This window comes from Streptomyces sp. CA-278952 (genome assembly GCF_028747205.1).
Taxonomy (GTDB): domain Bacteria; phylum Actinomycetota; class Actinomycetes; order Streptomycetales; family Streptomycetaceae; genus Streptomyces.
Genome location: NZ_CP112880.1, coordinates 3,701,903 through 3,726,164 on the forward strand (window position 1 = coordinate 3,701,903; position 24,262 = coordinate 3,726,164).

22 protein-coding genes and 1 tRNA gene are annotated in these 24,262 nt (G+C 70.4%); 10 read left to right on the forward strand and 13 right to left on the reverse strand.

Annotated elements, in window-relative coordinates:
* Positions 1-61 precede the first annotated feature (61 nt).
* The 4 genes from N7925_RS16520 to N7925_RS16535 all read right to left on the reverse strand — a co-directional run bounded on the left by N7925_RS16520 (position 62) and on the right by N7925_RS16535 (position 3,830).
* A complete protein-coding gene (locus tag N7925_RS16520) occupies positions 62-898 on the reverse strand; it encodes an SRPBCC domain-containing protein (protein ID WP_274344290.1) in 837 nt (278 codons plus the stop codon).
* A gap of 84 nt (positions 899-982) precedes the next feature.
* A complete protein-coding gene (locus N7925_RS16525) occupies positions 983-2,581 on the reverse strand; it encodes a polyamine aminopropyltransferase (protein ID WP_274344291.1) in 1,599 nt (532 codons plus the stop codon).
* A gap of 141 nt (positions 2,582-2,722) precedes the next feature.
* Positions 2,723-3,244 carry a DUF2617 family protein gene (locus tag N7925_RS16530; protein WP_265600368.1) on the reverse strand — a complete coding sequence of 174 codons (522 nt, stop codon included), beginning with the start codon at positions 3,242-3,244 and terminating at the stop codon, positions 2,723-2,725.
* A gap of 319 nt (positions 3,245-3,563) precedes the next feature.
* Positions 3,564-3,830: a hypothetical protein gene (locus N7925_RS16535; protein WP_274344292.1), complete on the reverse strand. Its 267-nt coding sequence runs from the start codon at positions 3,828-3,830 to the stop codon at positions 3,564-3,566.
* 137 nt (positions 3,831-3,967) lie between these two features.
* On the opposite strand from N7925_RS16535, the gene N7925_RS16540 reads away from it, so the two are divergent.
* A complete protein-coding gene (locus N7925_RS16540; RefSeq protein ID WP_274344293.1) occupies positions 3,968-5,164 on the forward strand; it encodes a pyridoxal phosphate-dependent aminotransferase in 1,197 nt (398 codons plus the stop codon).
* Positions 5,165-5,230: 66 nt separating this feature from the next.
* Here N7925_RS16540 and N7925_RS16545 read toward each other — a convergent pair whose 3' ends face one another.
* Both N7925_RS16545 and clpB read right to left on the reverse strand, forming a co-directional pair.
* Positions 5,231-5,776, reverse strand: coding sequence for a YbjN domain-containing protein (locus tag N7925_RS16545; RefSeq protein ID WP_265600371.1), 546 nt, complete (start codon positions 5,774-5,776; stop codon positions 5,231-5,233).
* Positions 5,777-5,889: 113 nt separating this feature from the next.
* Positions 5,890-8,475, reverse strand: coding sequence for an ATP-dependent chaperone ClpB (gene clpB, locus N7925_RS16550; RefSeq protein ID WP_265600372.1), 2,586 nt, complete (start codon positions 8,473-8,475; stop codon positions 5,890-5,892).
* Positions 8,476-8,617: 142 nt separating this feature from the next.
* On the opposite strand from clpB, the gene N7925_RS16555 reads away from it, so the two are divergent.
* Positions 8,618-9,019 (forward strand): TIGR03618 family F420-dependent PPOX class oxidoreductase, encoded by a 402-nt coding sequence (locus N7925_RS16555; protein WP_274344294.1) that lies wholly within the window; start codon positions 8,618-8,620, stop codon positions 9,017-9,019.
* Positions 9,020-9,143: 124 nt separating this feature from the next.
* Here the strand turns inward: N7925_RS16555 and N7925_RS16560 are convergent, their stop codons facing one another.
* Positions 9,144-9,464 carry a (2Fe-2S)-binding protein gene (locus N7925_RS16560; protein WP_073768512.1) on the reverse strand — a complete coding sequence of 107 codons (321 nt, stop codon included), beginning with the start codon at positions 9,462-9,464 and terminating at the stop codon, positions 9,144-9,146.
* A gap of 349 nt (positions 9,465-9,813) precedes the next feature.
* Between N7925_RS16560 and N7925_RS16565 the strand changes: the two genes are divergently transcribed.
* The 3 genes from N7925_RS16565 (at position 9,814) to N7925_RS16575 (ending at position 11,745) form a co-directional block, all read left to right on the forward strand.
* Positions 9,814-10,848, forward strand: coding sequence for a helix-turn-helix transcriptional regulator (locus N7925_RS16565; RefSeq protein WP_265600374.1), 1,035 nt, complete (start codon positions 9,814-9,816; stop codon positions 10,846-10,848).
* A gap of 142 nt (positions 10,849-10,990) precedes the next feature.
* Positions 10,991-11,515 carry a hypothetical protein gene (locus N7925_RS16570; protein ID WP_274344295.1) on the forward strand — a complete coding sequence of 175 codons (525 nt, stop codon included), beginning with the start codon at positions 10,991-10,993 and terminating at the stop codon, positions 11,513-11,515.
* Between the two features lie 59 nt (positions 11,516-11,574).
* Complete coding sequence (locus N7925_RS16575; protein ID WP_274344296.1) at positions 11,575-11,745, forward strand: hypothetical protein; 171 nt, start codon at positions 11,575-11,577, stop codon at positions 11,743-11,745.
* On the opposite strand, the gene N7925_RS16580 is transcribed toward N7925_RS16575, so the two are convergent.
* The 4 genes from N7925_RS16580 to dnaK all read right to left on the reverse strand — a co-directional run bounded on the left by N7925_RS16580 (position 11,742) and on the right by dnaK (position 15,989).
* A complete protein-coding gene (locus N7925_RS16580; protein ID WP_018960890.1) occupies positions 11,742-12,194 on the reverse strand; it encodes a heat shock protein transcriptional repressor HspR in 453 nt (150 codons plus the stop codon). The two genes, N7925_RS16575 and N7925_RS16580, sit on opposite strands and share 4 nt — an antisense overlap.
* Before the next feature lies 1 nt (position 12,195).
* Positions 12,196-13,389, reverse strand: coding sequence for a molecular chaperone DnaJ (gene dnaJ, locus N7925_RS16585; RefSeq protein WP_265600376.1), 1,194 nt, complete (start codon positions 13,387-13,389; stop codon positions 12,196-12,198).
* A gap of 96 nt (positions 13,390-13,485) precedes the next feature.
* Positions 13,486-14,139 carry a nucleotide exchange factor GrpE gene (gene grpE, locus N7925_RS16590; protein WP_274344297.1) on the reverse strand — a complete coding sequence of 218 codons (654 nt, stop codon included), beginning with the start codon at positions 14,137-14,139 and terminating at the stop codon, positions 13,486-13,488.
* Positions 14,136-15,989 carry a molecular chaperone DnaK gene (gene dnaK, locus N7925_RS16595; RefSeq protein ID WP_018960887.1) on the reverse strand — a complete coding sequence of 618 codons (1,854 nt, stop codon included), beginning with the start codon at positions 15,987-15,989 and terminating at the stop codon, positions 14,136-14,138. Before dnaK ends, grpE begins: the two co-directional genes overlap by 4 nt.
* Before the next feature lie 701 nt (positions 15,990-16,690).
* Between dnaK and N7925_RS16600 the strand changes: the two genes are divergently transcribed.
* The 4 genes from N7925_RS16600 to N7925_RS16615 all read left to right on the forward strand — a co-directional run bounded on the left by N7925_RS16600 (position 16,691) and on the right by N7925_RS16615 (position 22,210).
* Positions 16,691-17,305 carry a sugar transferase gene (locus N7925_RS16600; protein ID WP_274344298.1) on the forward strand — a complete coding sequence of 205 codons (615 nt, stop codon included), beginning with the start codon at positions 16,691-16,693 and terminating at the stop codon, positions 17,303-17,305.
* Between the two features lie 95 nt (positions 17,306-17,400).
* Positions 17,401-19,668 (forward strand): (Fe-S)-binding protein, encoded by a 2,268-nt coding sequence (locus N7925_RS16605; RefSeq protein WP_274344299.1) that lies wholly within the window; start codon positions 17,401-17,403, stop codon positions 19,666-19,668.
* A 295-nt stretch (positions 19,669-19,963) separates the two neighbouring features.
* Positions 19,964-21,112 (forward strand): FG-GAP repeat domain-containing protein, encoded by a 1,149-nt coding sequence (locus tag N7925_RS16610; RefSeq protein ID WP_274344300.1) that lies wholly within the window; start codon positions 19,964-19,966, stop codon positions 21,110-21,112.
* Between the two features lie 129 nt (positions 21,113-21,241).
* Positions 21,242-22,210: a Yip1 family protein gene (locus N7925_RS16615; protein WP_274344301.1), complete on the forward strand. Its 969-nt coding sequence runs from the start codon at positions 21,242-21,244 to the stop codon at positions 22,208-22,210.
* A gap of 196 nt (positions 22,211-22,406) precedes the next feature.
* Here the strand turns inward: N7925_RS16615 and N7925_RS16620 are convergent, their stop codons facing one another.
* Together N7925_RS16620 and dcd are read right to left on the reverse strand one after the other, a co-directional pair.
* Complete coding sequence (locus N7925_RS16620; RefSeq protein WP_265600382.1) at positions 22,407-22,907, reverse strand: phosphoribosyltransferase; 501 nt, start codon at positions 22,905-22,907, stop codon at positions 22,407-22,409.
* Between the two features lie 6 nt (positions 22,908-22,913).
* A complete protein-coding gene (dcd, locus tag N7925_RS16625; RefSeq protein WP_265600383.1) occupies positions 22,914-23,489 on the reverse strand; it encodes a dCTP deaminase in 576 nt (191 codons plus the stop codon).
* A gap of 655 nt (positions 23,490-24,144) precedes the next feature.
* Between dcd and N7925_RS16630 the strand changes: the two genes are divergently transcribed.
* Positions 24,145-24,215, forward strand: a tRNA-Gly gene (locus N7925_RS16630).
* Positions 24,216-24,262: the final 47 nt, after the last annotated feature.

Here is a 24,262-nt window from a genome sequence, read left to right on the forward strand (position 1 = left end):
CCTCCGGCGCCCGTCGCCACCGATGACCATGGCCTCCGGCGCCCGTCGCCACCGGTCACCGCTACCTCCGGCGTCGCAGCGCCCGGCTCAGCACCACGGCGGAGGCGAGCGCGAGGGCGGCGGCGGGGGCGACCCACCGCAGGGTGGTGCTCGCACCGCCGGCCTCCGGGGAGGGCACGGGGGCGTAGCGGCCCCGAGGGGGCGCGTGGTCGACCTCCTCGGCGCTGCGCCCGATCATGGTGCGGCGGGCGTGTGCGGCCTCGGCGGGCGGTTCGTCCGGAACGGTGAACTCCACGCCGGCGACGGGGTCGAGCGAGGGCGGCGGCACGGGCGAGTCGAACACGGACCCGGGGTCGTCGTCGCTCTCGTCGCCCTCAAGCCCCTCCGCGGCCACGGCGTCGTCCACATCGGCGTCCACATCGGCGTCCGTGTCCGCGTCCCCGTCCCCGTCCGCGTCCTCCCGTGCCGCCAGCGACTCAGTCACCAGCTGCTGGGTGAACCGGTCCAGGAGCCGGTGGGCGGCCGCGAGCGCCGCGCCCTCCTCCAGCTCGACCAGCCGCCCGTCCCCGTCGGCCGTGCCGCTGTAGGCGATCGTCGTCCCGCCGTCCGTCGCCGTGAGGCCGATGGTCAGGGCCACTTCGACCGCACCGGTGCCCCGGGCCTCCACGCCCTTCCCGGTGACGGAGAAGCGGTCTCTCTCCGGGCCGGTGAGCCGCAGCTCGCCCCGGTAGGTGATGGTGTGGCCGCCGGCCCGCAGCTTCAGCCGGCCCGCCAGGGGCGATGCCGACGCGTCGGCGTCCTGCTGGAGGCCGGGGACGCAGCGGGCGACCCGGGCGGGATCGCCCAGCGTGCGCAGCAGGGTCGGGACGGGAACCGGAACGAACACCTCATGCTCCATGGAGCCCGAGCCTAATCGGCCCCGGCCCGGACGTCAGCGCTTCCGCCCGCCGAAACGCTTCCGTCCGCCGAAAGCCGGGCGCGTTCACACGTCCTCCCAGTACCGGGGATGGATCAGCGTCGACGGAATCAGCCCGGGAAGCCGGGCGTCGTCCGCCGCCCGCGCCCCCTCGCGCAGCTCCCGGCCGCCCAGCGACCGCGGGACGGGCCCGCCCGGGGCCAGCGCGAGCCGCGGAGCCACGCCCGGTCCGGCGAGGAGGAAGCCCCAGTCCTCCCGCTCCCGGTCCTCGCCGCCGCCCCGGTCGGGGCTCGCGGCGAGGCCCGTGTACCGGCCGGTGACGCGGTACGGGCGGGTCGCGAGGCCGCCCGCGCGCACCGAGGCCTCCACCGTCCAGAAGGTCCGCGGCCGGGCGCCCAGCGGCCCGGCGTGCACCACGAGCCGCCCGTCCGGGGCCAGGGACTCGGCGACCAGCCCGTAGAACTCGGCGGAGTACAGCTTCGTACTGGCGGTGATGCCCGGGTCCGGAAGGTCGGAGATCACCACGTCGTAGCGTCCCCGGTCGGCCCGGAGCCAGGTGAACGCGTCCGCCCCGACCACCGAGACGCGGGGGTCGCGGAAGGCGTGGTCGTTCAGCTCGGAGAGGGCGGGGTCCGTGCGGGCCAGTCGGGTGACGGCCGGGTCCAGCTCGACGACGGTGACCGAGCGGACATCCGCGTAACGCAGCATCTCGCGGGCGGCCAGTCCGTCGCCGCCGCCCAGGATGAGCACCCGGGCGCGGGGCCCGTTCATCGCGGGGTGCACCAGCGCCTCGTGGTAGCGGTACTCGTCGCGGGCGCTGACCCGCAGCCGGCCGTCCAGATAGAGGTCGAGGGAATCGCGGTCGGCGCCGGTCAGGACCACCTCCTGCACCCCGGTCTGCACGGCGACCCGCACCTGGTCCCCGTACACCGCCCGCCGCGCCGCCCGCTCGAAGTCGTCGACCAGCACCGTGGCCGTGGCCAGCACCGCGATCACCGAGCCGTTGACCATGATGAGGAGCCACCGGGAACGCGTGGTGAGGTCGCGCCGGAACACCCACAGAACCAGCGCGCCGCCCGCCGCCGCGTTGACCGCGCCGGTGAACAGCGCACCGGTCAACTGCCCCAGCACCGGCAGCAGCAGGAACGGGAACGCGAGCCCGCCGACCAGCGCGCCCACGTAGTCGGCGGCGAAGAGATCGGCGACGGCACCGCCCGCGTCCTGCCGGTCGACGCGCTGGATCAACGTCATCAGCAGCGGGATCTCCGCGCCGATCAGCACCCCGATCGCCAGCGAGAACCCGACCAGCGCGTACTGCGAGTCACCGAGCCAGGCGAACGAGGCGTAGAGCACCAGCGCGGAGGAGCCGCCGATCAGCGCGAGGGCCGCCTCGACCATCCCGAAACCGACGGCGGCACGGCAGCGCAAACGTTTCGCGAGAAGGGAGCCGATGCCCATCGCGAACACCATCACGGAGAGCACGACGGAGGCCTGGGTGACCGAATCGCCGATCAAGTAGGAGGCGAGGGCCACCAGTTCGAGCTCGTAGACGAGACCGCAGGCGGCGCAGACGAAGACCGCGGCCAGCACGAGGAACCGGCCGGTCCTCGGCCGTACGGGAAGCCGCGCCGCGCCCCCTCGCAGCGACATCTGCTGGTCGATCATGATGCGAACGCTACGTCACCGCGCCATCGCCACCTGTCACCCACACGGGTGTAAGTACCGCCGCCGGTCGGGCCACGGGTGCCGGAGCCCCGTGCCCCTGCCGGTCAGGCCGCGGGCGCCGGAGCCCCGCGTCCCTGCCGGTCAGGCCGCGGGTACGGGAATCCGCACCCCCACCCTGGTCCGGGTCACCACCAACTGCCCCTCCTGCGGGTACGCGTGCCAGGTGCGCCACCGCACCTGGCCCTCGGTGCGCTGGGCGAGCATCGCGGTGAAGGCGTACGGGCTGCCGGGGAAGGTGCCCGCCAGGCCGTGCGGGTGGTCGCTCACCAGGGCGAGCAACTCCTGCGCGCGCCCGGCAAACTGTCCCTGCGTCAGGTTCTCGACGCGCGCCGCGAATTCGTACTCCCAGTCCCCGAGCCGCTTCGCGACGCCGAGGGGCAGGGGGGTGCTGCTGCCGGGCATACAGGCCACGGTCTCGGAGCAGACGCCGCGGTCCTCCTGGAGGAGGACCTGGTGGGAGGCGCCGAGCAGCCTCAACTGGAGTTCGGCGCCGCCGAGCTGGAGATCGAGGACCGCCAGGGCGGGCAGCGGCTCCCGCCCCAGCATCCAGGCCAGGTCGGCGGCGCGGGTATCGGTATAGGCCGTCTGGAGGGTGGTGAGCATGGGTGGGCTCCGCAAACACACATGGACGCATGGACAGCAGGACGCCCCGAGTTGCCGCACGTGGGAGGTGGGGAGCGCCCGATCTGGTCCGACTGGGGTCCGAGGGCTGATTGTTCTCTTCCACGAGGGAATCACGAAGTACGCCCACTCACAGCGTTTTCGCCCAACTTGCCGTGGTTTCCATCCCACCGGGGGCCCACCGGTTCACTTGTTCAACCAAAAACGTCCGCGTCGCTCAACAAAAGAGCGTCCGGAGGGAGTTCACCCTCCGGACGCTCGGCGGCACGTCACTTTCGGTGACGGTGCGCCGGCGGCCCGGTCAGCTGCCGCCCCCGCCGCAGCCGCCCCCGCCGCCCCCGCACGACGAGCCGCCGCCGCAGGAGTGCCCGCCGGAACCGTCGCCGCCGGAGTCACCCCCCGACCACCAGCCGCCGGAGCCGCCCCCGCCGTCGGCGGAGGCTCCGCTCGCGGAGCGCCGGCGCCCGGCGCGCGGCTTGGCCGGTCCGCGTCCGCCGGTGACCCGCAGACCGGCCAGCAGTGCTCCGATGACGACTACGGCGACCAGCACCGCGGTGAAGACGCTCATGCTCCCCACCCGCCTTTCCTTCCCCCGAAGCGAGGTCCCCCGTCGCTTCCCCGTTGTTGTGACAGGGGGATTCCCCGGCCCGCCCCGCGCCAAAGCGGACTTGAGCAACTCCAGAGCTTCGGCCCAGGATGGCGCCCATGACACAGGGACGAGCGACCCAGGGAACCCCGGCAGAAGGGCGGCCACTGCTCAACCGCCGCCTCGCCGCGTTCGGCACGACGATCTTCGCGGAGATGTCCGCGCTGGCGGTGCGGACCGGCTCCATCAACCTCGGCCAAGGCTTCCCCGACACCGACGGCCCCGAGGAGATCCGGGAGGCGGCGGTCCGGGCGCTGCGCGCCGGGCACGGCAACCAGTACCCGCCGGGCCCCGGCGTCCCGGAGCTGCGCGCCGCCGTCGCCGCCCACCAGGAACGCTTCTACGGCCTGACCTGGTCCCCGGAGACGGAGGTCCTGGTGACGACCGGCGCCACCGAGGCGATCGCCGCCTCGCTGCTCGCCCTCCTCGAACCGGGCGACGAGGTCATCGCCTTTGAGCCGTACTACGACTCGTACGCCGCCTGCATCGCCATGGCGGGCGCGAAGCGCGTACCGCTCACCCTGCGCGCCCCGGACTTCCGCCCGGACCTCGGCGAACTGCGCACCCTGATCACCCCGCGCACCCGCCTGCTGCTCCTGAACACCCCGCACAACCCGACCGGCACGGTGCTCACCCCCGACGAGCTGGCCGGGATCGCGGCCCTCGCGGTGGAGCACGATCTGCTGGTGGTCACCGACGAGGTGTACGAGCACCTGGTCTTCGCGGGGGCGCACCACCCGATCGCCGCGCTCCCCGGGATGCGCGGGCGCACTGTGTCGATCTCCTCCTCGGGCAAGACGTTCTCGTACACCGGGTGGAAGATCGGCTGGGTCACCGGGGACGCGCCGCTGGTGGCCGCCGTGCGCGCGGCGAAGCAGTATCTGACCTTCGTCAGCGGGGGCCCGTTCCAGTACGCGATCGCCGAGGCGCTCGCCCTGCCCGACGCCTTCTTCACCGACTTCCGGGAGTCCATGCGCCGCAAGCGGGACCTGCTGGCGAAGGGGCTGCGCGCCGCGGGCTTCCGGGTCTACGAGCCGGAGGGGACGTACTTCATCACCACCGACATCTCCCCGTTCGGCGACGAGGACGCGGGCGCCTTCTGCCGCGCGCTCCCGGAGCGCTGCGGGGTGGCGGCCGTGCCGGTCTCGGTCTTCTACGACGATCCGGAGGCCGGCCGCAGCCAGGTCCGCTTCACCTTCTGCAAGAAGGACGAGGTCCTGGAAGAGGCGGTGGAGCGCCTGGCCCGGCTGGGCTGAACACGGAGACGGCCCGGGCGGCGGTCATGGTGACCGCCGCCCGGGCCGCTGCCGTGGGCCGTGGGTTCAGGCGCCCGCGGGCTCCTCGCCCTCCGTCTTGTCCTCGGCGGACTCGATGCCGAGGCGCTCGACGAGCCACTTGTCGAACTCGATCGAGGCGCGGACCCAGCTCACCGTCGAGGAGACGAAGTGCTCCAGGCTGACGCCGGTGCCGATGAGCATCTGCGCCTCACCGATCAGCCGGACGGAACCCGCCTCGCCCTCCTCGCCCTCGTGGGCGTGGGTGTAGACCTTGGGCCACAGGGTGCGGCGGTTCCAGTCGTCGATGGCGTCCAGCAGGACGGGACGCTGGTCGACGTCGTGGGGGCGGTCGTAGAACGTGCGGACCGAGAAGACCTGCTGCTCGTCCTCGCCCCGGAACATGAAGTACGTCCGGAACTCTTCCCACGGCGCCGCGAGGTCGCCCTCGTCATCGACGACGTACTTCAGCTCCATCTGGTCGAGGAGCTGCTTGACGAGGTCCTGGTCAGGGACGACGGGGCCCTCCGGTCCTGCCGCCTGCGGTTCGGGCTGGCCCCCGAAATTAGGAATCGAGGACGGATCGATGCTCACCGTTATTTCCCTTCGTGACGAGTACGGCCATCCTCTCCCATGGCGGGCGGGGCATGGCAAGCCCGGGCGGCCCCGATCCGCCACAAGCTGACAGACAGCGCGTGGGGAGGCCGCTACGCGGCGGGGCCGACGATCAGCCCGTCCTCGGTCCGCTCCACCCGTACGGTGTCACCGTCGCGGACCTCGCCGGACAGGATCTCCTTGGCGAGCCGGTCGCCGATCGCGCTCTGGATGAGCCGGCGCAGCGGCCGTGCCCCGTACGCCGGATCGTTGCCCTCCTCGGCGAGCCAGGCCAGCGCCTCCGGCGAGACCTCCAGGGTGAGCCTGCGGTCGGCGAGGCGCTTCGCCAGCCGGTCGATCTGGAGCCCGGCGATGTGCGTGAGCTCGTCGCCGGACAGGGCGGAGAAGACCACCAGGTCGTCGAGCCGGTTGATGAACTCCGGCTTGAAGGAGGCCCGCACCACCTCCAGCACCTGCTCCTTCTTGACCTCGGGCTTGACCAGGGGGTCCATCAGGAACTGGGAGCCGAGGTTGGAGGTGAGGACGAGGATGGTGTTGCGGAAGTCGACCGTACGGCCCTGGCCGTCGGTGAGCCGGCCGTCGTCGAGGACCTGGAGCAGGACGTCGAAGACCTCGGGGTGGGCCTTCTCGACCTCGTCCAGCAGCACGACGCTGTACGGGCGGCGGCGGACGGCCTCGGTGAGCTGGCCGCCCTCCTCGTAGCCGACGTAGCCGGGCGGGGCGCCGACGAGGCGGGCGACGCTGTGCTTCTCGCCGTACTCGCTCATGTCGATGCGGATCATGGCCCGCTCGTCGTCGAACAGGAAGTCCGCGAGCGCCTTGGCCAGCTCGGTCTTACCGACGCCGGTGGGGCCGAGGAAGAGGAACGACCCGGTGGGCCGGTCGGGATCCGCGATCCCGGCCCTCGTGCGGCGTACGGCGTCGGAGACGGCCTGCACGGCCTCGCTCTGCCCGATCAGCCGCTTGCCCAGCTCGGACTCCATCCGCAGCAGCTTCTGGGTCTCGCCCTCCAGCAGCCGCCCGGCCGGGATGCCGGTCCAGGCGCCGACGACGTCCGCGATGTCGTCCGGGCCGACCTCCTCCTTGACCATGGTGTCCTTGGAGGCCTCCTGCTCCGCCTCGGCGGCCTCCTCCAACTCCCGCTCCAGGCCCGGGATCTCCCCGTACAGCAGCTTGGAGGCGGCGTCGAAGTCGCCGTCACGCTGGGCGCGTTCGGCCTGGCCCCGCAGCTCGTCGAGGCGCTCCTTCAGCTCACCGACCCGGTTGAGGCCCTGCTTCTCCTTCTCCCAGCGGGCGTTGAGGCCGCGCAGCTCCTCCTCCTTGTCGGCGAGGTCGCGGCGCAGCTTCTCCAGGCGCTGCTTGGAGGCGGGGTCGGACTCGTTCTTGAGTGCCAGCTCCTCCATGCGCAACCGGTCGACGGAGCGCTGGAGTTCGTCGATCTCCAGCGGCGAGGAGTCGATCTCCATACGGAGCCGGGAGGCCGCCTCGTCGACGAGGTCGATGGCCTTGTCGGGGAGGAAGCGGGAGGTGATGTAACGGTCGGAGAGGGTGGCGGCGGCCACCAGCGCCGAGTCCGCGATCTGCACCTTGTGGTGGGCCTCGTAACGGCCCTTGAGCCCGCGCAGGATCGCGATGGTGTCCTCGACGGAGGGCTCGGCGACCAGCACCTGCTGGAAGCGCCGCTCCAGGGCGGGGTCCTTCTCGATGCGCTCGCGGTACTCGTCGAGCGTCGTCGCGCCGACCATGCGCAGCTCGCCGCGGGCCAGCATCGGCTTGAGCATGTTGCCCGCGTCCATGGCGGAGTCGCCGCCGGCGCCCGCGCCGACGACCGTGTGCAGCTCGTCGATGAACGTGATGATCCGGCCGTCGCTCTCCTTGATCTCGGAGAGGACGGTCTTCAGGCGCTCCTCGAACTCGCCGCGGTACTTCGCGCCGGCGACCATCGCGCCGAGGTCCAGCGAGACGAGCCGCTTGTTCTTCAGGCTCTCGGGAACGTCGCCCTTGACGATGCGCTGGGCGAGACCTTCGACGACGGCGGTCTTGCCGACGCCGGGCTCACCGATGAGCACGGGATTGTTCTTCGTCCGGCGGGACAGCACCTGCACGACGCGGCGGATCTCCTGGTCGCGGCCGATGACCGGGTCCAGCTTGCCCTCGCGCGCGGCGGCCGTGAAGTCGGTGCCGAACTTCTCCAGGGCCTTGTACTGGCCCTCCGGGTCGGGTGTGGTCACCCGGCGCCCTCCCCTGCTCGTTTCGAAAGCGGCCAGCAGCTTCTTCGCACTGGCGCCCTGCCCGTCGAGGATCTCACCGGCACGGCCGCCCTTGGCCGCGATGCCGATCAGCAGGTGCTCGGTGGAGATGTAGTCGTCGCCCAGCTCCCGCGCCCGCTGGGCGGCGTCCTGGATGACGGCCAGCAGCTCGCGGTTGGGCGCCGGCGGGGCGACGGTGGAGCCGGTGACGCTGGGCAGGCCCCCGAGCAGCCGCTCGGTCCCGCCCCGCACCGCGGCCTGGTCGGCCTCGACGGCGGCGAGCAGGTCAATGACGTTCTCGTTGTCCTCACCCTCCAGCAGCGCGAGGAGCAGGTGCCCCGGGGTCAGATCGGCGTGCCCGTCCTTCACGGCCCTGCTGGTGGCCGCGTTGATGGCGTCCCGGCTCTTGTTGGTCAGCTCGGCGTCCACGTGTGGTTACTCCTCCTCGCAGCTGGTGGGTCGTACGTGCTTCGTTGACTCAATTAACGTACACAAAGTTGAGTCTATTCCACTCAAGGCGTTGTGCGCACGCGCTGCGGGCACGCGGGGACCGGCCTCGTACGCTGCCCCCATGGCAGACGTACACCACCCCACTCCCGCATACGTCGCGTTCTGGCGCGAGAGCCACCTCTCCACCCTGACGACCCCCCGCCCGGACGGCACGCCGCACGTGGTGCCGGTGTGCGTGACGTACGACCCGGAGGCCGGGGTGGCGCGCGTGATCACCGACGGGGGCAGCCGCAAGGTCGCCAACATCCGGGCCGCCGGCCACGGCGGGGCACGCGTGGCCGTCTGCCAGATCGACAGGGCCCGCTGGGCGACCCTGGAGGGCCTCGCGGTCATCCGGACGGAGCCGGAGGCCGTCGCGGACGCGGAAGCCCGTCACGAGGCGCGCTACGGCCGCGCCCCGCGGATCAACCCGACCCGGGTCGTCATCGAGATCACCCTCGACCGGGCGCTCGGCAAGGCCTGACCCCCGGCTCCCCCGGGCGCCGCCCCCGTACGGGGACAGCACAACGGCGCCACCGTGTTCAGGTCACGGTGGCGCCGCTGTGTGGGGGAAGCGCCGGAGCGATAGGTGACGACGGGGGAATCGCTCAGGCACTGCGGGGGGTGGCGGAAAGGGGTTCTGCGTCGAACAGCTCGTGGTCCCGCTGATCGAGATTGACGAAGATCATGCCGTACCTGACGGCACAGCGGACCGGCTGCGGCGCACCGCGCGGCCGACGGAGACAGCGATAGGCGCGGACGTCCTCGTCCTCTTCCATCACCACGACGACCGGCTCTCCGAACAGGGTGACCATCAACGAGTCGCCACGGCGGGGGAGTGCCGTGAGCAGATCGATGAAATGCCACCCTGAGCGATAGGCGGTCGCCATCTCGCGCCGGAAGGTGCGGTCGTCCGGCGGGGTGCTCATACCCGGCCCCGTGCTGCAGGGGCGTTCTCCAGCAGCGACCCGGGGGCTGCTTCCGCCCCCGTCGTCCGTGCGGGCATCGAGTCCCAGGCCAGGTCCGGAGGCGGAGCGGCCTGCACCTGTGCGCCGCCCGTACCGTGGGTCACGCCGCCCTCAACGAGGTCAAGAACACTCAGCGCCCCGGTCGTCAGCCCAAAGGAGAAGGCAACAGCAAGCACCGAGCGAAGCGTTTTGTTACTCATGATGGGCTTCGTCCTCACTTCCAAGGTTTCCTCTCCCCCGCAGAACAAGACGATGGCCCATCCAGGCACGTCAACGCCACAGAAGCGATGCATCATGTTCCTGCTGATTCATGTTCCTGGGGGGTGGAGAATTGACCACAGACAGCACCAAAGCGGTACATCCCCACTCGGTTAGTGCCTTGTGTGACGAGGGAGCACGGCTCTACGCCAGTGCGCTGAGCGTGGGCAAAATAGCTCGCGTCGAGGCGGAGGACGCCCCTTGTCTGCTGGAATTCGCCCTGCTCCATCCCGATCCCGACGACCCCACCTGGCTGCGGCCGGTGCCGCCGTCCGCGGCGCTCACACAGCGGCTCCACCCGATCGAGCGGGAGATCCAGGAGCGAAGGCGGCTCTCGGTGGAGCTCACCGAGGCGTTCGAGCCCTTCATGGCGATCAGTGCCCAGGCTCCGCCGACCACACACGCCATCACGGTCCTCGAAGGCATCGGCCGCATCAACGCCTCGATCGAACTCGCCCTCGCCGAGTGCCGTTCGGAAGTCCTCACCATTCAGCCGGGCGGCGGGCGCAGCGAGAACGCGCTCACCATCGCCATGGAACGCGGCAAGATGCTCACGGAACGTGGCGTCGGCATGCGCACCCTTTATCAGCACACCGTCCGCCACAGCCACGGAACCCTCAATTACGCGGCCCGAATGGCCGAGAGCAAGGTGGAGATCCGAACACTCGAAGAGCTGATAGAGCGGCTCATGATTTTCGACCGCACCGTCGCCTTCATACCGGCCACCGACGACCGCACCGTAGCCCTTGAGCTGCGACACCCCGGCATCGTGGAGTACCTCGCCAAGGTCTTCGAGCAGTTCTGGCACCGCGCGGTACCCCTCCAGGAACAGATTCCGTACGACTCCACGACGGACGGCATCTCCGGGGTGAGACATTCGATCGCCAAACTGCTCGTCGAGGGCCACGTCGACGAGGCCATCGCCCGCCGCCTCGGCATGAACGTACGCACCTGCCGGTCGCACATCGCCAAACTCAGCGTCGCGCTCGGCAGCAACAGCCGCGCCCAGCTCGGCTATTTGATCGCACGGTCCGGAATCCTGGAATCAGGCCCCGATCACGCGCTCAACTCCCAGCCCGGAGCATGAAGCACTCCGTGGCGGACGACCGGCGACATGGCCGACGGCCGGTGGAATCCCGAACTCCCCTGCCGCCTGCGAGAATTCCCTACGTCAGGCCTGACCGACCTGGCGCGTTCCCGCCACGCCACAGAAGGACCTCGAAGACCGGATGCACGACACCACCCCCATACCCGCCGCCGTCGAGGACGACCACCACGGGGAGATCCTGGTCGAACTCGCGGGCAAGCAGAGCGAGATGCTCGTCGTGAGCGGCGAGAGGATTCCCCGCGTCGTCCTCACCCGCGCTCCCGGCACGGAGGTCGACGACCACATCGCCATCGGCACCCGCGACCCCCGCCGCCTCACGCTCACCGTGGACGGCCAGGAAGCGACGATCAAGCCCGGCAAGGGGAGACTCCGCCGCCGCTCCTACCGGGTCGACGTCCGCTGCGCGGGTACGTCCTACCGGCTCGTGCCCGACTCGATCCCGAGCAGCCGGCTGACCCGGAACGGCAAGCGCCTCGGGGACTTCTCCTCGGGCGGCGACCGGCGGGTGCTCGCCGAGTGGCGGCCCGGGGCCGCCGTCCAGCCGCGCGACGCGGCGATCGGCTACGCGCTGGCCGCCGCGTTCGGGACCGGGGGCCAGCCGATGTGGATGATGGCGGTCGAAACGGTCAGCGAGTTCCTGCCGTAGGCCCCGCGCCCCGCACACGCCAAGGGGCCGGGAGAGCGGATGAACGCCCTCCCGGCCCCATGGTCGTACGAAGGGACCCGCCGGACGCCAAGGACTGTCCTCGGCCCGTCGGCCGCTTCCAGTCCGTCGGCCGCTTCCAGTCCGTCGGCCGCTTCCAGTCCGTCGGCCGCTTCCAGTCCGTCGGCCGCTTCCAGTCCGTCGGCCGCTTCCAGTCCGTCGGCCGCTTCTAGTCCGTCGGCCGCTTCGGCTTCGGCCGCCAGACCACCAGCGCGCTGGTCTGCTGCACGTCCTGGTACGGCACGAGGTCCCGGCGGTACGAGGCGTGCACCTGGGCCTCGCGCTGCTGGAGGGCGACCGCCGCGCCGTCCACCGCCGCCGAGAGCTCGGCGACGCGCTGCTGGAGGGCCGCGACCTGGTTCTCCAGCTCGATGATCCGCTTGATGCCCGCGAGGTTGATGCCCTCGTCCTGCGACAGCTGCTGCACGGTGCGCAGCAGCTCGATGTCGCGGGCCGAGTAGCGCCGGCCGCGCCCGGCCGTACGGTCCGGGGAGACCAAGCCGAGACGGTCGTACTGGCGCAGTGTCTGCGGGTGCAGGCCCGAGAGCTGGGCCGCGATCGAGATCACGTACACCGGTGTCTCATCGGTCAGCTGGTACGGATTGCGTCGACGGCCGTCCATCTCAAGCTCCCTTCGCAGCCTGGAACAGTTCCGCCCGCGGGTCCTCGTCCGCGGTCGCCTTCCGGTAGGCCTCCAGGGCGTCCCTGGCCTCCTGGCCCAGCTCCCTGGGGACCGCGACCTCCACGGTGACCAGCAGGTCGCCGCGGGTGCCGTCCTTGCGCACCGCGCCCTTGCCCCGGGCGCGCATCGTACGCCCGTTGGGGGTGCCGGCGGGAAGCTTCAGGGTGACCGGGGGGCCGCCGAGGGTGGGGACCTTCACCTCGCCGCCGAGCGTCGCCTCCGGATAGGTGACGGGCACGGTGACCGTGAGGTTGTCGCCCTTGCGGCCGAAGACCGGGTGGGCGTCGACGTGGACGACGACGTACAGATCGCCGGCCGGACCGCCGCGTTCGCCCGCGCCGCCCTTGCCGCGCAGCCGGATCCGCTGGCCGTCGGAGACGCCCGCCGGGATCCTCACCTGCATGGTGTGCGCCGACTTCGCCCGGCCGCTTCCCTTGCAGACGTCGCAGGGGTCCTGGGCGATGAGGCCCCGGCCCTTGCAGTCCACACAGGGGTCGGTGAGCGAGAAGCCGCCGCCGCTGCCGCGCGAGACCTGGCCGGTGCCGACGCAGGTCGGGCAGACCCTGGGGGTGCCGTTCTTGTCGCCGGTGCCGGAACACGCCTTGCAGGGCGCCTGGCTGGACATCCGCAGCGGGACCGTGGCCCCGTCGACCGCCTCGGTGAAGCTGAGCGTCACCTCGGACTCGATGTCCTGGCCGCGCTTCGGCTGGACACGGGTGCCCGTGCCGCCGCGGTTGAACAGCCCGCCGAAGACGTCGCCGAGACCGCCCCCGCCTCCGAAGCCGCCGCCCGCTCCGCCCTGTCCGCCCCCGCCGGGGGCGCCGCCTCCGAAGAGGTCGCCCAGGTCGAAGTTGAAGTTGCCGCCGGCACCACCGGGGCCGGCCCGGAAGCCGCCGTTGCCGAAGAGGGCGCGCGCCTCGTCGTACTCCTTGCGCTTCTTGGGGTCACCGAGGACGTCGTTCGCCTCGGAGATCTCCTTGAAGCGCTCCTCCGCCTTGGCGTCGCCCTTGTTGGCGTCCGGGTGGAACTCGCGGGCGAGCTTCCGGTACGCCTTCTTGACCTCGGCGTCGGTGGCGTCCTTGGGGACGCCGAGGACCTTGTAGTAGTCCTTCTCGACGAAGTCCTTCGTGCTCATCGACGTCCCTCCTTCCGGACGATCGGCCGAGCGGCCGGCCCGTGGGCCGGCCGCCGGGCCGGTCGGTGGGCACCGTGGTGGTCAGACGCGTTGCCGTCAGACCTCCTCGGTGCCACCGCTCTCCTCGTCGTCTGTCTTCTCTTCCTTGGCCGCGGCGGGCGTGGCGCCCGGCTGCGGCTCGGCGACGGCCACCCGCGCGGGGCGGATGGTGCGCTCGCCGATGCGATACCCCGGCTGCAGGATCGCCACGCAGGTCGTCTCGGTGACGTCCGGCGCGTAGCTGTGCATCAGGGCCTCGTGGATCGTCGGGTCGAAGGGCTCGCCCTCCTTGCCGAACTGCTGGAGGCCCAGCTTCGCGACGGTGGTCTCCAGCGATTCGGCCACCGACTTGAAGCCGCCGACCAGCTCGCCGTGTTCCCGCGCGCGGCCGACGTCGTCGAGGACGGGCAGGAGCTCGGACAGGAGGTTCGCGACAGCGATCTCCTTGACCGTGACCCGGTCCCGCTCGACGCGGCGGCGGTAGTTCTGGTACTCGGCCTGGAGCCGCTGGAGGTCCGCGGTGCGCTCACCGAGCGCGGTGCGTACCTGGTCCAGCTGTGCGGTCAGACCGACGGTCGGGTCGAGGTCCCCGGCCGGGGCTGCCGTCTCCTCCTCCTCGGAGGAGTCGGCAGCCTTCGGCTCGGCGTCATCAGGGGTGGCGCCGGAGGGGACGTCGGGCTTCTCCTCGAAGCCCGGAGTCTCCTCGGTCACGCCGCACCGCCCTTGGTGTCCTTCTCGTCGTCCACGATCTCGGCGTCGACGACGTCGTCGTCGGCCTTGGCCTGACCGTCGCCCGGGGCGTCGGCGCCCGGGGTCGCACCCTCGGCCTGGGCGTTGGCGTACATCGCCTGGCCCAGCTTCTGGGAGACGGCCGCGACCTTCTCGGTGGCCGTGCGGATCTCGGCGGAGTCCTCGCCCTTGAGCTTCTCCTTCAGCTCGCCGACGGCGGTCTCCACCTCCGTCTTCACGTCAGCCGGGACCTTGTCCTCGTTGTCCTTGAGGAACTTCTCCGTCTGGTAGACGAGCTGCTCGCCCTGGTTGCGCGACTCGGCGGCCTCGCGGCGGGCGTGGTCCTCCTCCGCGTACTTCTCGGCCTCTTCGCGCATCCGGTTGACCTCGTCCTTCGGCAGCGAGGAGCCGCCGGTGACGGTCATCTTCTGCTCCTTGCCGGTGCCGAGGTCCTTGGCGGCGACGTGCATGATGCCGTTGGCGTCGATGTCGAAGGCGACCTCGATCTGCGGCACACCGCGCGGGGCCGGCGGCAGACCGGTCAGCTCGAACATCCCGAGCTTCTTGTTGTACGCCGCGATCTCGCGCTCGCCCTGGTAGACCTGGATCTGCACGGACGGCTGGTTGTCCTCGGCCGTCGTGAAGATCTCGGAACGCTTGGTCGGGATCGTGGTGTTGCGCTCGATGAGCTTGGTCATGATCCCTCCCTTGGTCTCGATGCCGAGGGAGAGCGGGGTGACGTCGAGGAGCAGGACGTCCTTGACCTCGCCCTTGAGGACACCGGCCTGGAGCGAGGCGCCGATGGCGACGACCTCGTCCGGGTTCACACCCTTGTTGGCGTCCTGGCCGCCGGTCAGCTCCTTGACGAGCTCGGCGACGGCGGGCATACGGGTGGAGCCACCGACGAGAACGACGTGGTCGATCTCGGAGAGCTGGATGCCCGCGTCCTTGATGACGTTGTGGAACGGGGTCTTGCAGCGGTCCAGGAGGTCCGAGGTCAGCTGCTGGAACTGCGAGCGCGTGAGCTTCTCGTCCAGGTGCAGCGGGCCCTCGGCGGACGCCGTGATGTAGGGCAGGTTGATCGTGGTCTCGGTCGAGGACGAGAGCTCGATCTTCGCCTTCTCCGCGGCCTCGCGGAGACGCTGGAGAGCCATCTTGTCCTTGGACAGGTCCACGCCGTGCCCGTTGGCGAACTGCTTCACCAGGTAGTCGACGACGCGCTGGTCCCAGTCGTCACCACCGAGGTGGTTGTCACCGTTGGTGGCCTTCACCTCGACGACGCCGTCGCCGATCTCCAGGAGGGACACGTCGAAGGTGCCGCCACCGAGGTCGAAGACGAGGATCGTCTGGTCGTCCTTGTCGAGGCCGTACGCCAGCGCGGCGGCGGTCGGCTCGTTGACGATGCGCAGGACGTTCAGGCCCGCGATCTCGCCGGCCTCCTTCGTCGCCTGACGCTCGGAGTCGTTGAAGTACGCCGGGACGGTGATGACCGCGTCGGTCACCTTCTCGCCCAGGTAGGACTCGGCGTCGCGCTTCAGCTTCTGCAGGATGAAGGCGCTCATCTGCTGCGGGTTGAAGCTCTTGCCGTCCAGGTCGATCTTCCAGTCAGTGCCCATGTGGCGCTTGACGGAGCGGATGGTCCTGTCGACGTTGGTGACCGCCTGGCGCTTCGCGACCTCGCCGACGAGCACCTCGCCGTTCTTGGCGAAGGCGACGACGGACGGCGTGGTCCTGGCGCCTTCGGCGTTGGTGATGACGGTGGGCTCGCCGCCTTCGAGAACGCTGACGACGGAGTTAGTCGTGCCCAGGTCGATGCCGACCGCACGTGCCATTTCAATTCCTCCAACTGACTACTTGAGTGGATCTGACTCAAGGATGCATGACGCCGACGCCGGAGTCAACAGACCTGAGTCTCTTACGCTCAACTTAAGTGCTCACGTAGAGCACACCCAGGGCACGTCCACCCGCCGCCCGCCCTCCCAATCCACCCCATGACCGCACCGGCGCACGCCACGCCCCTCGCGCACCACCCACCCCACCGTCTCACCGTGGGATCGTTCTGTCACAAAATGCCGCGAGACGGTCACAACCGTCACCGACCGGCAGGTTTCACCGTGGATCGTCAGTCACCACCATCGAACCTCGAACCCGGGCGGGCGCGATGCAGAACGCGAGGAAGCCGCGCGTACGGCGGAAGAACCAGAGAAACCAGAAGAGCCAGAAGAGCCAGAAGGACCGGAAGGACCGGAAGGACCGGAAGGACCGGAAGGACCAGCAAGGCAACCAGGGCCGACAGGGCCGGCAACCGCGACACCAGCCGCTCCCCCTCCCGCCCCAGCCCCTCCCTGCCCAGCCGCATCCGGCGCCGCCCGGCACGGAGCCGCAGAGCCCGGAACCGTACGAGGCGCACCCGCACCCACATCCGTACGCGGCCCCGCACCCACGTCGGCACCCGCACCCGCACCCGTCCCCGTCCCCGTCCCCGTACAGGACAGTGACAGGGACGGTCAGGGGCCAGTTCCCCTCGCGCCCCATGGCACACCTGGACGGCCTCGCCGACCGGGCCGGGCGGCTCGCGGACCGCTTCCTCCCGCGCACACCCGCCGAACGCGTCCTGGACCTGACCCTCGGCACCGCCCTGCTGATCCTGACCGCCCCGGCCGTCGCCGTGGCGGCCCTCGCCCTGAGCGTGCGGCGCACCCCGGGCGGCGCCTGGGACCGCCGGCCCCGGACCGGCCTGGGCGGGCGGGTCTTCGAGCTGCGCACCCTGCGCACCCGGAGGCTCCGGCTGGACCTGCTCTCCCGCCTGCCCCACGTCGTACGCGGCGACCTCTCCCTGGTCGGCCCCGCACCGCTGGCCCCGGGCGACCCGCGGGCCGCCAGGTCCGGCGCACGGCAGTGGCGACAGGAGCTGCGGCCGGGGCTGACCGGTCTCGCGCAGGTGCGCGCCCGCTCCGGCATGCCGTGGGACGACCCCGCTCTGCTGGACCAGCACTACGCAGAGCACCATGGAGTGGTGCTCGACCTGGCGATCCTCACCGAAGCCGCACGCGCTCCCCTGCGGACGCGGCTCCGGAAGGCCCGTCGGACCAAGGCGCACCTGAGCGACGCAGATCACCGACGACCCGGCTACAGCACGGTGGAATAAGTGGATAGTGTCAGCACAGACTAATTAAGTTACTGCTTAGTAGTAGTGGGCAGTAGTAACTGGATCCCGCTCTCGCAGGCCCGAGGAGCCCCGAAATGCAACTCGCCGCGATCATTGTGTCGCTGGTGCTGACGGTCGTCGGCGTTGCGCTCATCACCCGAGCCGTCGCGCAGATCTACCGCTTCGTCCGTCTCGGACAGCCGGTACCAGCAGGCAGCCGCACCGACGACCCCAAGCAGCGGACGATCACCCTGGTCAAGGAGTTCCTCGGCCACACCCGGATGAACCGGTGGGGAATCGTCGGTTTCGCCCACTGGTTCGTCGCCATCGGCTTCCTGACGCTGCCGCCGACGCTGCTCCAGGCGTACGGACAGCTCTTCCAGGCCGACTGGGTGCTGCCGATCATCGGCGGCTGGCTGCCGTTCGAGATGTACATCGAGTTCATCGGCCTGATGACGGTCGTCGGCATCGTGACCCTGATGGCGATCCGGCTGCTGAACCTCCCCTCCCGGGCCGGCCGCAAGTCGCGCTTCGCGGGCTCGAAGGCCTGGCAGGCGTACTTCGTCGAGTACATCATCCTGATCATCGGCCTCGCGATCCTGGTGCTGCGCGGCCTCGAGGGCGCGATCCACCACGTCGAGAGCTACGACGCCGCGTACTTCGTGTCGTACCCGCTGGTCCTCGCCTTCGAGGGGCTGAGCCTCGGCACGCTCCAGACGCTCATCTACTTCACCGCGATGATCAAGATCGGCACCTCGCTGATCTGGATGATCACGGTCTCGCTCAACACCAACATGGGTGTCGCCTGGCACCGCTTCCTCGGCTTCCCGAACATCTGGTTCAAGCGGAACGCCGACGGCGACGTCGCGCTCGGCGCGCTCCAGCCGATGACGTCGGGCGGCAAGGAGATCGACTGGGAGGACCCGGCCGAGGACGCGGTCTTCGGCGTCTCCCAGGTCGAGCAGTTCTCCTGGAAGGGCATCCTCGACTTCTCCACCTGCACCGAGTGCGGCCGCTGCCAGTCCCAGTGCCCCGCCTGGAACACCGGCAAGCCCCTCTCCCCCAAGCTCCTGATCATGTCGCTGCGCGACCACGCGCACGCCAAGGCCCCCTACCTCCTGGCCGGCGGCGGCAAGGACATGGAGGGCAACGAGAAGGCCACCGAGGAACAGCTCAAGGACGTTCCCGCGGCCGCCCTCGCCGAGGCCGAGCGCCCCCTCATCGGCACCGCCGAGGAGAACGGCGTCATCGACCCGGACGTCCTGTGGTCCTGCACCACCTGCGGCGCCTGCGTCGAGCAGTGCCCGGTCGACATCGAGCACATCGACCACATCGTCGACATGCGCCGCTACCAGGTGATGATCGAGTCCGCGTTCCCGTCCGAGGCGGGCACGATGCTCAAGAACCTGGAGAAGAAGGGCAACCCCTGGGGGCTGGCCAAGAAGGCGCGCGTCGAGTGGACCAAGGAGGTCGACTTCGAGGTCCCGATCGTCGGGAAGGACGTCGAGGACCTCACCGAGGTCGACTACCTGTACTGGGTCGGCTGCGCGGGCGCCCTGGAGGACCGGGCCAAGAAGACGACGAAGGCCTTCGCGGAGCTGCTGCACATCGCGGGCGTCAAGTTCGCGATCATGGGCGGCGACGAGAAGTGCACCGGCGACTCCGCCCGCCGCCTGGGCAACGAGCCGCTGTTCCAGCAGCTCGGCCAGGAGAACGTGGCCATGCTGAACATGGCGTACGGCGAGGACGATGAGGACACGACGACGAAGAAGCCCAAGTCGTCGAAGAAGATCGTCGCGACCTGCCCGCACTGCTTCAACACGATCGCGAATGAGTACCCGCAGCTCGGCGGCGAGTACGAGGTCATCCACCACACGCAGCTGCTCCAGCACCTCATCGACGAGGGCAAGCTGATCCCGGTGACCCCGGTCGAGGGCCTGATCACGTACCACGACCCGTGCTACCTGGGCCGTCACAACAAGATCTACACCCCGCCGCGCGAGATCATCGCGAAGGTCCCGGGGCTGCGGAACGAGGAGATGCACCGCCACAAGGAGCGCGGCTTCTGTTGCGGCGCCGGTGGCGCCCGGATGTGGATGGAGGAGCGGATCGGCAAGCGCGTCAACAACGAGCGCGTCGAGGAAGCCCTCGCCCTCAACCCGGACATCGTCTCCACCGCCTGCCCGTTCTGCCTCGTCATGCTGACCGACTCCGTCAACGGCAAGAAGAACGACGGCCAGGCCAAGGAGTCCATCCAGGTCGTGGACGTCTCGCAGCTCCTCCTGGAGTCCGTGAAGACCCCGGCCGATCCGGCCGGCGAGTCGGAGCAGGTGGACGCGCCGGAGCCCGAACCGGCAAAGTGACGTAACGCGTCGACGCGATGAGCGGCCGGACCTGCCTCGGGGGCAGGACCGGCCGCTTCTCCGTGGGCACAGCGGCCCCGCCCGCCGGACGTGACGAGCGCCGCACGCGAACGGTGAACTCGGGCATATACGCGACGGCGTATCTGGAGCATCATGTGCCCCGGAGCCGCCCGGTCACGGGTCGGGAACCCCGCGCCGGCCGAAGGCGGACAGCGAACGCCGAAGGCGGACAGCCAACAGCAGGCGGCGGGCGGCAGCACACGACGAACAACGAACGAGCGACGAACGAGGCCCCGTGCGCCCACGCATCACGCACCCGAAGGCAGCGGTCACCACCAGGGCGACGGCCGCCCTCGCCACAGGCTGCGCCGGTCTGCTGCTCGCACTCACCGGCTGCGGGAGCCCCTCGGCCGCCGACGCACCCTCGTCCGCCGCCTCCGGGGACAAGAACGGCGACACCCCGCCGAAGGCACAGTCCGGGACCCGGGCGGACACGGCACGCATCCCCGTACCGCACGGCACCGGCAGCCGCGTCCCGTACGACTTCAACGGCGACGGCCACCGCGACCTGGTCATCGACGACCTGGTGAAGGCCCCCGAGGACAGCCACGGCGACGACGCGGGCATCGGCGTCGTCTACGGCTCCGCCGACCGCCCCCTGGACCCGGCCACCCGGCAACTGCTGAGCGCCCGGGCGAACGCGGCGAAAACCGGCGACACCCTGCCCGCCGCGTTCGACGCCGAGTCGGCCTGCGACCTGGACCGGGACGGCTTCACCGACCTGATCGTCTCCACCGACCCCCCGTACAACGGCATCGGCGCCCCGCCCGTCCCCCTCCAGATCCTCTTCGGCTCCCCCCAGGGCCTGACGGGCAAGGCGGTCACGGTACGCATCCCGCAGAAGGCCCGGTTCGGCGACGAGTGGCCCGAGCAGCCGGTCTGCGGCGACTTCGACGGCGACGGCAAGGCCGACCTCGCGGTCACCGCCAGCGCCGGCCGGGTCACCTTCCTGCGCGGCCCCTTCACCCGCACCGGGGCCCCGCGCAGCGCGGAACTGCTCCCCGACGGCGGCCAGTACCTCTACGCCCCCGAGCCCCGGCCCGACACCGACGGGGACGGCTATGACGACCTCGTCACCGCCGCCCGCCCGCACGCCCCCGGCCAGGCGGCCAAGGGCACCCTGCTCCTCGGCTCCGCGGAGGGCCCGGCCCGGCCGGGCGGCGCGTACGCGTTCCGGGCGGAGGAGCTCCCCAGCGCGCCGCTGAACGTGACGGGCACCACCCGCACCGCCCTCCTGGACCACGGCGACTACGACGCCGACAAGAAGCAGGACACGGTGGTGCGGACGTACCGGGGCGAGCGCCAGGACCTGATCGCCCTCTACACGGCGGGTAACACGGACGAGCCGGTCCTCACCTTCTCCACGGCGCTGTTCCTCCCCTGAACTCCCCCTGAGCTCCCCCTCCCGGGGCCCGGGGTGCGGCCCCTAGGGGATGTCACAGCTCGGCCGCAAAGGCGCACGGGTTCCCCCGGCCCCCACCCCTCGCCCCCGGGGACCAGGTACGTTCGACGGGTGGCTGGATTCAGGATCGGACGCGGCCGGGACAACCGCACCCCGCAACAACCGCAGCAGCAGCGGCAGCAGCCGTACGGAGGGCAGGCACCACAGCCGCCGTACGGTGCTCAGCCGTGGCCGACGGCAGGAGGCCCCGGCAACGGCGGAGCGCCACCGCCGTACGGCCCGCCGCAAGGCGCCCCGTACAACGCGGGCGGCGGCTACGCGGGCCCCGGACCGGGCGGACAGGCCGGACACGGCCAGGGCCCGCACGGCCACGGCGGCCACGGCGAGCCGGAGTACTTCGGCGACCCGTACGCGGCCCCCGCCCCCCATGACCCGTACGCCAACAACCCGGGTCACACGCAGGCGTTCCGCGTCGACGAGGACCCGTACAACGGCGGCAACACCTACCAGGCCGGCTCCGCCCCCGCCCCGCCGCCGGGCCCGCGCCTGCGCTGGAAGGAACTGCTGACCGGCATCGTGGCGCGCCCGGGACCGACGTTCTGGCAGATGCGGGACTACCCGGTCTGGGGCCCGGCGCTGGTCATCACGTTCGTCTACGGCCTGCTCGCGCTGTTCGGCTTCGACCAGGCACGCGAAGAAGCGATCAACGCGACGATCTCGACGGCCATCCCGTACGTCCTGTTCACCGGCGTCGGCTTCGTCATCGGCGGCCTGGTCCTCGGCGCGGTGACCCACACCCTGGCCCGCCAGCTCGGCGGCACGGGCTCGTGGCAGCCGACGGTGGGCCTGTCGATGCTGATCATGTCGATGACCGACGCCCCGCGCCTCCTCTTCGCCCTCTTCCTGGGTGGCGAGAACCTCCTGGTCCAGATCGTGGGCTGGCTGACCTGGCTGGCGGCCGGGGCGCTGTTCACGTCGATGGTCAGCAAGTCGCACGACCTGCCGTGGCCGAAGGCGCTGGGAGCGTCGGCGATCCAGCTGATCGCGCTGCTGTCGATCATCAAGCTGGGCACGATCTAGTAAGCCTCGTTACGCACGAGAAGGCCCCCGGAGCGCAGAACGCGCACGCGGGGGCCTTCTCCCGTACACGGGGATACACGAGACCGTGTGGCCCCACCGGGCCACCGGGCCACCGGGCCACCGGGCCACCGGGCCACCGGGCCACCGGGCCACCGGGCCACCGGGCCACCGAGGGACCCTAGGGAGCCTAGGGAGCCTACGCGTCGAGGACCTGCCTGTCCCGCCGCACGACGGGCTTCTCCACGCTCCACGGGAAGTTGATCCACTGATCGGTCTTCTTCCACACGTACTCGCACTTCACGAGTGAGTGGGACTTCTCGTAGATGACGGCGCTGCGCACCTCGGCGACATGGTCGACGCAGAAGTCATGGACGAGCTTGAGCGTCTTGCCCGTATCGGCGACATCATCCGCGATCAGAACCTTCTTCTTCGAGAAGTCGATCACGTTGGGCACGGGCGCCAGCATGACGGGCATGTCCAGAGTGGTGCCCACCCCCGTGTAGAACTCCACGTTGACCAGATGGATGTTCTTGCAGTCGAGCGCGTAGGCCAGCCCCCCGGCGACGAAGACACCACCCCGAGCGATGCTGAGGACGACGTCGGGCTCGTACCCGTCGTCGGCGACGGCCTGCGCCAACTCGCGCACGGCCCGCCCGAAGCCCTCGTAGGTCAGGTTTTCCCGCACATCACTAGCCATGGTTGATCACACCTGGGTCCGATGGAAGTTCTGGAACGACCGCGAGGCCGTCGGCCCCCGCTGCCCCTGGTACCGCGACTCGTACCGCTCGGAGCCGTACGGGAACTCGGAGGGCGAGGTCAGCTTGAACAGGCAGAGCTGCCCGATCTTCATACCCGGCCAGAGCTTTATCGGCAGGGTCGCGAGATTCGACAGCTCCAGGGTCACGTGCCCGGAGAACCCGGGGTCGATGAACCCGGCCGTCGAGTGCGTCACCAGCCCGAGCCGCCCGAGCGAACTCTTCCCCTCCAGCCGCGAGGCCAGATCGTCGGGGAGCGAGATCACCTCGTACGTGGACGCCAGCACGAACTCCCCGGGGTGCAGGATGAACGCCTCGTCGCCCTCCGGCTCGACCGTACGGGTCAGATCGGGCTGCTCGACGGCCGGATCGATGTGCGGGTACCGGTGGTTCTCGAACACCCGGAAGTAGCGGTCCAGCCGCACGTCGATGCTCGACGGCTGCACCATCGAAGGGTCGTACGGATCAATACGGACTCGGCCGGTGTCGATCTCGGCCCGGATGTCCTTGTCTGAGAGAAGCACCTCCCGAGGATACGCAGAACGCGCGAGCCCACCCCAACCGGACCACCCGCGCGCCTGCAGAACACCTCCGCCCCGCTACTTACGCGCCCCCTCGCACCCGCCGCCACAGCTGCCGACCACGACGCACATGCCCACAACGGCTACCGCCACCACTCCCCGAGCCGGCTGTCCCGCGACTACTGCCACCGCCACGGCCTACCGCTGCCTACTCCCCCTGCTGCTACTACCGTTGCTACCCCTGCGCCCTACCGCTTCTCGAACGCCACCGGCACGGCCTGCCGCAACCGGGCACACCGAGGACACCGGATCAACCGCCCGGGCCCGATCCGGTCGGCCCCGAGCTGCTGCAGCGGGAACGACGAGGTAGCGAAAACATGCCCTTCGGCACAGCGGACGACGGTGCGCTCCATCGGATCCATCAAGTCCCTTCCCCAACCACATATGGACGAGAAAGCCACACTAGGGGATGAACGGGACGCCACTCCACACGGCACTCCGACCACCCACGCTACGCCCCCAACTCCCGCCCATCACACCCCCGTCCACACGCCCTCCCCCACCGGACACACAACACGGAGGCCCCACGGCTCATCCGCCGGGGGCCTGGCATGGGGTAGAGTGTGGAACGATGCAGCGCCGGTGATCGGCACGCTTCGCGGGTGTAGTTTAATGGTAGAACATGAGCTTCCCAAGCTCAGAGCGCGAGTTCGATTCTCGTCACCCGCTCTTTGATGAAGGCCCTGGTCAGCGACCGGGGCCTTGTTTGTTGTCTG

Bases quoted from the DNA above. Each gene is read 5' to 3' on its own strand.
- N7925_RS16560 (WP_073768512.1), bottom strand. From the start codon at position 9,464: ATGAGCACCCCGCCGGACGACCGCACCTTCCGGCGCGAGATGGCGACC.
- N7925_RS16520 (WP_274344290.1), bottom strand. From the start codon at position 898: ATGGAGCATGAGGTGTTCGTTCCGGTTCCCGTCCCGACCCTGCTGCGC.
- N7925_RS16620 (WP_265600382.1), bottom strand. From the start codon at position 22,907: ATGGCTAGTGATGTGCGGGAAAACCTGACCTACGAGGGCTTCGGGCGG.
- N7925_RS16565 (WP_265600374.1), top strand. From the start codon at position 9,814: ATGTTCCTGGGGGGTGGAGAATTGACCACAGACAGCACCAAAGCGGTA.
- N7925_RS16530 (WP_265600368.1), bottom strand. From the start codon at position 3,244: ATGCTCACCACCCTCCAGACGGCCTATACCGATACCCGCGCCGCCGAC.
- N7925_RS16525 (WP_274344291.1), bottom strand. From the start codon at position 2,581: ATGATCGACCAGCAGATGTCGCTGCGAGGGGGCGCGGCGCGGCTTCCC.
- dnaJ (WP_265600376.1), bottom strand. From the start codon at position 13,389: ATGAGCACGAAGGACTTCGTCGAGAAGGACTACTACAAGGTCCTCGGC.
- N7925_RS16555 (WP_274344294.1), top strand. From the start codon at position 8,618: ATGGCAGACGTACACCACCCCACTCCCGCATACGTCGCGTTCTGGCGC.
- N7925_RS16575 (WP_274344296.1), top strand. From the start codon at position 11,575: ATGGTCGTACGAAGGGACCCGCCGGACGCCAAGGACTGTCCTCGGCCC.
- N7925_RS16535 (WP_274344292.1), bottom strand. From the start codon at position 3,830: ATGAGCGTCTTCACCGCGGTGCTGGTCGCCGTAGTCGTCATCGGAGCA.
- N7925_RS16600 (WP_274344298.1), top strand. From the start codon at position 16,691: ATGGCACACCTGGACGGCCTCGCCGACCGGGCCGGGCGGCTCGCGGAC.
- N7925_RS16580 (WP_018960890.1), bottom strand. From the start codon at position 12,194: ATGGACGGCCGTCGACGCAATCCGTACCAGCTGACCGATGAGACACCG.
- dnaK (WP_018960887.1), bottom strand. From the start codon at position 15,989: ATGGCACGTGCGGTCGGCATCGACCTGGGCACGACTAACTCCGTCGTC.
- N7925_RS16540 (WP_274344293.1), top strand. From the start codon at position 3,968: ATGACACAGGGACGAGCGACCCAGGGAACCCCGGCAGAAGGGCGGCCA.
- N7925_RS16570 (WP_274344295.1), top strand. From the start codon at position 10,991: ATGCACGACACCACCCCCATACCCGCCGCCGTCGAGGACGACCACCAC.
- N7925_RS16605 (WP_274344299.1), top strand. From the start codon at position 17,401: ATGCAACTCGCCGCGATCATTGTGTCGCTGGTGCTGACGGTCGTCGGC.